This window comes from Brevundimonas sp. (genome assembly GCF_023259385.1).
Classification (GTDB): domain Bacteria; phylum Pseudomonadota; class Alphaproteobacteria; order Caulobacterales; family Caulobacteraceae; genus Brevundimonas.
Genome location: NZ_JAHFPF010000215.1, coordinates 1 through 6,203 on the forward strand (window position 1 = coordinate 1; position 6,203 = coordinate 6,203).

General features: G+C 70.3%; 7 protein-coding genes. 3 read left to right on the forward strand and 4 right to left on the reverse strand.

Annotation, left to right across the window (positions count from 1 at the left end):
* A partial coding sequence (locus Q0C81_RS18320; protein ID WP_367118026.1) for an RNA polymerase sigma factor occupies nt 1-173 on the reverse strand: 173 nt, incomplete at its 3' end.
* A 96-nt stretch (nt 174-269) separates the two neighbouring features.
* Here Q0C81_RS18320 and Q0C81_RS14630 point away from each other — a divergent pair.
* Nucleotides 270-560, forward strand: a complete 291-nt coding sequence (locus Q0C81_RS14630) for a hypothetical protein (protein WP_291839466.1) — start codon at nt 270-272, stop codon at nt 558-560.
* Here Q0C81_RS14630 and Q0C81_RS14635 read toward each other — a convergent pair.
* On the reverse strand, nt 544-1,008 hold the full coding sequence (locus tag Q0C81_RS14635; protein ID WP_291839468.1) for a low molecular weight protein-tyrosine-phosphatase: 465 nt from the start codon (nt 1,006-1,008) through the stop codon (nt 544-546). The two genes, Q0C81_RS14630 and Q0C81_RS14635, sit on opposite strands and share 17 nt — an antisense overlap.
* Nucleotides 1,009-1,039: 31 nt before the next feature.
* Nucleotides 1,040-1,726 carry a siderophore-interacting protein gene (locus tag Q0C81_RS14640; RefSeq protein WP_291839473.1) on the reverse strand — a complete coding sequence of 229 codons (687 nt, stop codon included), beginning with the start codon at nt 1,724-1,726 and terminating at the stop codon, nt 1,040-1,042.
* Between the two features lie 274 nt (nt 1,727-2,000).
* Between Q0C81_RS14640 and Q0C81_RS14645 the strand changes: the two genes are divergently transcribed.
* Nucleotides 2,001-2,816 carry a helix-turn-helix transcriptional regulator gene (locus Q0C81_RS14645; RefSeq protein WP_291839476.1) on the forward strand — a complete coding sequence of 272 codons (816 nt, stop codon included), beginning with the start codon at nt 2,001-2,003 and terminating at the stop codon, nt 2,814-2,816.
* 62 nt (nt 2,817-2,878) lie between these two features.
* Here the strand turns inward: Q0C81_RS14645 and Q0C81_RS14650 are convergent, their stop codons facing one another.
* Entirely contained in the window at nt 2,879-5,713 is a 2,835-nt protein-coding gene (locus tag Q0C81_RS14650) for a pitrilysin family protein (protein ID WP_291839479.1), read from the reverse strand.
* A 246-nt stretch (nt 5,714-5,959) separates the two neighbouring features.
* On the opposite strand from Q0C81_RS14650, the gene Q0C81_RS14655 reads away from it, so the two are divergent.
* Nucleotides 5,960-6,203: hypothetical protein (locus Q0C81_RS14655; RefSeq protein WP_291839483.1), on the forward strand; the 244-nt coding region annotated here is incomplete at its 3' end.

Below are 6,203 nucleotides of genomic sequence, written 5' to 3' on the forward strand. Positions count from 1 at the left end.
TCGCCCCGGAAGCGGGGCAGGGCGCGCCAGACGGCCAGCAGGATGTCCTGCTCCAGCTCGCGCCGGACCTCCGGATCAGCTTCGTAGCTGCCGGCGATGCGGCGCAGCATCGGGCCGTGCTCGGCGACCAGCGCCTCGAACCCCTGATCCCTGCCCAAACCGGCGCCCCTCATCGGCGGCGATCCGAAACATCGCCCTCGGTCTGAAAGACTCCGAAAGCGGGCGGGACTTTCGGATCAGGACCGAGTTTTTTGAAGGAGCCGCCGTCCATGTCCGCCGATCCCATCCCCGAGACCGTCGCCGCCGCCCCGTCCGGGGTTCGCAAGGGGCGCAAATTCCTCTGGACCCTGGCCGCCCTGTTGGGGGTGTGCGCCGTCTGCGGCTGGGTCGCGCTGGGGGTCGGGCTGTACCTCGAAGTCGGCAAGACGACCCGGCTGATCCTGGCGGTGGTCGCCGCCGTGGCGACCGAGGCGACCTTCTGGATCAGCGCCGCCGCCCTGGGCGTCTCGGTGTTCGAGGCGCGCAAGCGGATCTGGCGCAAGATCACCGGCCGCGGCTGAAGCCGGCGGCCAGGGCGCGGGCGGCGGCGGTCACGTCCTCCCAGGTCACGTCAAAGCCCGCCTCGTCGCCGAACCACGGATCGGCCACGGCCTGGCCCGCGCGGCCCGGGACGTGGTCGAGCAGCAGGCTGAGTTCGGCGACGGAGTCGGCGGGAGCCAGCTTCCTGAGGTTGGCCAGGTTCTCGTGGTCGAGCGCGATGACGTGGGTGAAGCGGCGGAAGTCGGCGGGGCGCACCTGACGGGCGCGCAGGGCCGAGATGTCGACGCCGTGCCTGAGGGCGGTTCGTTGGGCGCGCTCATCCGGCGGCTCGCCGGCATGCCAGTTCCCGGTGCCGGCGGAGTCGACGATCAGGTCGAGGCGGAGCCGCTGGGCCTCGGCGCGCAGGGCGCCTTCGGCGAGGGGCGAGCGACAGATGTTGCCGAGGCAGACGAAGAGGATGGAGGGCATGGGGCGCTTGTAGCCCAGCGGGAGCGTTCCGTCAGTCGAGGCCGGCCTTGCCGGGCGCCCAGTAGGCCTTGGTCATCAACCGCTCCACCGGAAGCTCCAGCCGCTTCAACGCGCGCCGCATGCGCTGGATCGCGACCGACCGGCCGGTGAGGACGAAGGTGACGCCGGAGGCGGCCAGCGCGGGTAGGCGGGTCTCGATCTCCATGAGGTGGCCGTCGTCGGGCTGACGCTCGACCGGCCTGAAGGCCCGGAAATCCAGGGCACCGAGAACGCGGCGGGTCTGGGCCATGTCATTGACCTCGAATACGAATTCGACCTTGTCGGCATAGCCCTGCCGACGCATTGCCGCGGCGAGGCCGAAGGCGGTCTCGTCCCCGAACAGGAAGACGGGGCCGGGAATCCAGCTGACGTCCAGCGAGGCGCGAGGGCCGAAGACGTCGCAGGCGTCGCCCGCCTTCAGGTCGCGGATCCAGTCGCTGCCCGGCCCGGCCCCGTGGGCGTAGGCGAGGATGCGGGTGCGGCCCGCCTCAGCGTCCCACTCGATCGGCGTATAGGTTCGGGCGACGAAGACGGACCCCATCGCGATCTGAAGCTTGTCGCCCGGGGTCCATTCGAGGCTCCGGAAATCCGGGCTCTCCAGGGTGATCAGGCGGAAGCCTTCGGCGACCGGCTCGCAGGCCGTGACGGTGGCGCGGCGCATGAGGAGGCGGCGCAGCATGCCGCCGAGACGGCCTTCCGGGCACGGCTTCGGAGCCAGAGGGGCTGGGCCGGGACCCGCGCGGCCAGCCGGTTCGGCGTCCTGATGATGGTCGCCCAAGGTTTCGGCTACGCGACCGGTGCTGAAAGCGTCCACGAGACGTCCTTCTCCAATGATGAGGCCAAGCGACCTCGACGGATCAATGGCGAAGGGGTACCGGGAGGCTGGCGTGGCGTCATTCCCACGCCTGGACTGATTATTATTCATTTGCGCCAAACCCGTGGAGGGCGTCGCCATGCCCATTCTGACGGACGCATCCCCTGAAACGGATTGGGTGGAGCCTGACGAGGTGCCGCGGCCCGTCGTCGTCTACGGCGTCTCGTCAAAGGGCATGGGCGAGTTCGAACTGGACATGCATCGCCACGCCAAGGGGCAGATGCTTCTGGTGCAGCGCGGGGCGCTCAGCGTCGAGATCGAGGGCGGCCTGTGGATCGTGCCGCCGGGCAGCGCCGTCTGGATTCCCGGCGACGCGCTGCACGCCATCAAGGCGACCGGCGTGCTGGAGGGCTGCACCGCCTTCGTCGCGTCCGACGTGGAGGTGCGGCTGCCGCAAGCCTGCTGCACCGTATCGGTGACGTCCCTGCTGCGTGAACTGCTGGTCCGGGCGGCGCATCTGCCGCTGCTCTATGAGGAAGGCGGCGCGGCCTCGCGGATGGTCGCGGTGCTGCTGGATGAGATCGCGGGGGCCCGGGTCGAGGACCTGCACCTGCCCATGCCGACCGATCCGCGGCTGCGCGCCATGGCCGAACTGATGATGGCGACGCCGTCCGAGCGCGGCACGCTGGAGGGATGGGCGAGGCGGGTGGGGTTGAGCGAGCGCACGCTGGTGCGCCTGATCAGCCGCGAGACGGGCATGAGCTTCGGGCGCTGGCGTCAGCAGCTCGGGATCATTCTGGCGGTCCAATGGCTGGCCGACGGGGCGTCGATCCAGCAGGTGGCCACCGACCTGGGCTACGAGAGCATGCCCAGCTTCGTGACGATGTTCCGCAAGACGCTGGGCACGTCTCCGGGTCGGTACATGGCCGAGCGGCACCACAGCCGGCACGCCTGAGGCGGTCCGGGCCGCCGCCTCCATCCCCGGAGCGGCCCGGGGATGGAGGGGTGACCGGGTTCTTACCGCGTCTCGCGCACCTCGACCGGCAGGCCGAGGGCCTCCAGCTGCGGCCTCACCACCGACGCGTCGCCGACCACGACCCAGACGAACTGGTCGGGGTGGATGACCTGGCGGGCGGCGGCGTCCATCTGGGCCGCGGTCAGGGCGCGGGTGCGGCTGGCCAGGGTGGTCTGGTAGTCGTCCGGACGGCCGTACAGGGCGTTGGAGCGCAGGGCGCCGAGGATCTGGCCCGAGGTCTCGAAGCCGCCAGCCAGCGACCGGGTGTTGCCGTTGATCGTGCGCTCCAGCTCGGTCGGCGTGACGCCGTCGGTCTGCAGGAAGCGGTCGTACTGGGCGATCAGGGCGGCGAGCGAGTCGCCGGTCCGGTTGGCCTGGACCGGAGCGTTGACGATGTAGGGCACGCGGTGCTGCAGGGCGTTGACCCCGCCGCGCACGCCGTAGGACCAGCCCTTGGTCTCGCGCAGGTCCGAGTTGATGCGCGACAGGAAGTCCGAGCCCAGCGTCACGTTGGCGGCGTTGAGCGCCAGCAGGTCGTCGGTGCCCGAGACCGGCAGGACCGCGCCGCCGTAGATCAGCGACTGCGGCGACTGCGGGCGGTCGATCAGGACGATGCGGCTGGTGGTGGCCGGAACAGCGGCGGTGAAGTCCTTGGTCCCCTTGGCCGTCGCGGGCGCGCGCCAGTCGCCGAAGGCGGCTTCCAGCTGGGGCAGGACCGCGGACAGGGGCTGGTCGGAGACGATGAAGACCGTGGCGTTGTCCGGACGGATCCAGGCGTCATGGGTGGCGACCAGGTCGGCGCGGCTGAGGGCCGTGATGGTGGCCGTGTCGCCCGAGCCGGTGAAGGAGCGGCCGTAGGGGCTGCCTTCGCCATAGATCAGCGGCGGCAGGGCGCGGGCGGCGATGGCGCCGGGGTTGGTGCGCTCGCTGGCCAGGCCCGCCAGGCGGGTGGCGCGGATGCGCTCGATCTCGGACGGGGCGAAGGCCGGGTTGCGCACCACGTCGGCCAGCAGGGTCAGGCCCGGCGCCAGGTTGGCGGTGACGGTCGACAGGTCGGCCGAGGTGCGGTCCATGGTGGCGCCGACGTTGACCGAGGCGCCCAGACGTTCCTCTTCCTGGGCCAGCTGGTTGGCGTCGCGGGTGGTGGTGCCCTCGTCCAGCAGGTCCAGCATCATGGCCTGGGCGCCGAGGCGGTCGGCGCGGTCGGCGGCGTAGCCGGCGTCGAACTCGACCGAGACGCGGGTCACCGGCACGGTGGCGACCCGGGCGTAGACGACCTTGATCCCGTTCGACAGGGCGGCGCGCTCGACGGCCGGGAAGCGCAGGTCCGGCACCTGGCCGATCTCGGGCATGGGCTCGCGGGCGACGCGCTGGATCTCGGCGGCCGGGACCGGGGTCGCGCCCGACGGGGCGGCGGCGGCCTCCTCATAGGCTTCGCGTTCGCCCGGGGCGATGGTCAGGTCGTAGACCGGACGGGTCAGCCAGCGCTGCATGGCGGCGGTGACCTGGGCCGGGGTGACCGAGGCGTATTCGGCCAGCTCCTTCTTGTAGTGGTCCGGATCGCCCGCATAGAGCTGGCCTTCGGCGAGGACGTTGGCCTTGCCGTTCACCTGTTCCAGGGCCTGGATGCGGCGCGCGACGTACTGGGTGGCGACGCGGGAGACCTCTTCCTCGGTCGGGCCGTGGGCGATGAAGTCGGCGATGATGGCGTCCAGGCGGCGGCCGACGGCGGCGGCGTCCTGGCCCGGTTTCACGTCGACCGAGATGTCGAACATGCCGACGCGGTGGAAGTCCGACAGCGACGAGGAGGCCGAGACGGCGGTCTGTTCGTCGCGGACCAGCTGGTTGTCGAGGCGCGAGGAGGCGAGGCCGCCCAGCACCTGGGCCGCCACGGCCAGCGGCACGGCGTCGTCGCTGAGCAGGCCGGGCACGGCCCAGCTGCGGGTCAGGCGGGTGTTGGCCACCCGGTCATGCATGGTGGCGACGATGGGGGCTGCCAGGGTCGGGACGTCGGCCTCGGCCGGGGTGTTGACCGGGCCGCGCGGGATGGCGCCGAAGTAGCGCTGCATCAGCGGACGGGCGGTCGCCTCGTCGATGTCGCCGGACAGGACGACGATGGCGTTGTTCGGGCCGTAGTTGTCGCGGAACCAGTTGCGCACCGTCTCCAGGCTGGCGGCGTCCAGGTCGGCCATCGAGCCGATGGTGGAGTGGCGGTAGGGGTGGCCTTCGGGGAAGAGGGCTTCCAGCTGGGCGTATTCGAACAGGCCGTAGGGCTCGTTGTCGCCCTGGCGCTTCTCGTTCTGGACGACGCCGCGCTGCAGATCGAGCACGTCCTGGCCGACCTCGCCGAGCAGATAGCCCATGCGGTCGCTTTCCAGATACAGGGCCGTTTCCAGCGCCGGGGTCGGGACGGTCTCGAAATAGTTGGTGCGGTCGAACCAGGTGGTGCCGTTCAGGTTCGACGGCCCCAGGTTCCGCATGCGGCCCAGATAGCTGCCCGGCGCGTTCTCGGACCCGCCGAACATCAGGTGCTCGAACAGGTGGGCGAAGCCGGTCGAACCGGCGGGCTCGTCCTTGGAGCCGACGTTGTACCAGACGGACACGGCCACGACGGGGGCCTTGCGGTCCTCATGCACGATCACCGTCAGGCCGTTGTCCAGGGTGAAGCGCTTCCACGGAATGTTGACCTCGGAGACCAGCTGCGACACCGGCGCGGCGCGCAGCTCGGCGGCCTGGGGCGCGGCGGCGGTCGGCGCGATGGAGGTCTGGGCCAGCACGGGCGTGACGGGAGCCATCATCGCCAGAATGGCGGCGAGCGAGATCGAGCGAAGACGCATGAGGTTACGGTCCTGTTGTGATGCGGGGGGACCTTAGCGGAGCCATGTGGGGGCGCAATCGGGAAGGTGAGAGGCGGCTGGGGCCGCCTGTTGATTCGCTGCAGCCGTTGAGAAGGTCCGCTGCAGGGAGGCGGTTCATGCCGGTCGCGGGGGCGCCCTCCCGGATCAACCCAGGATCGTTTCCGTCAGCGGCGCAGTGCAGCCAATGGTCGTCTTTTCCCCTTGACCAAATGATTGCAGTATCCAATGTTCTTCGAACATGGGTCGGTAAAATCGCCGATTTTTAGCCGCTTCTCGGGGGGAGACGTGGGCGCTTTCTTGGGCAATCGCACGGTCGCGACCATCTTCACCTGGGTGGTGCTGCTGATCTTCTGCGCGCTGGTTTTCACCGGCTGGTACTACCTGTTCGTTCCCATCCTGGAGAGCAGACCGGGGGCGGTCATCGTCGCGGCGCTCATCACCCTGCTCGCGGTGATCTGCGCGCGCCAGG

What these genes read in the sequence shown, in the direction of transcription:
- Q0C81_RS14630 (WP_291839466.1), top strand. Translation starts at nt 270, where the DNA reads ATGTCCGCCGATCCCATCCCCGAGACCGTCGCCGCCGCCCCGTCCGGG.
- Q0C81_RS14635 (WP_291839468.1), bottom strand. Translation starts at nt 1,008, where the DNA reads ATGCCCTCCATCCTCTTCGTCTGCCTCGGCAACATCTGTCGCTCGCCC.
- Q0C81_RS14650 (WP_291839479.1), bottom strand. Translation starts at nt 5,713, where the DNA reads ATGCGTCTTCGCTCGATCTCGCTCGCCGCCATTCTGGCGATGATGGCT.
- Q0C81_RS14640 (WP_291839473.1), bottom strand. Translation starts at nt 1,726, where the DNA reads ATGCTGCGCCGCCTCCTCATGCGCCGCGCCACCGTCACGGCCTGCGAG.
- Q0C81_RS14645 (WP_291839476.1), top strand. Translation starts at nt 2,001, where the DNA reads ATGCCCATTCTGACGGACGCATCCCCTGAAACGGATTGGGTGGAGCCT.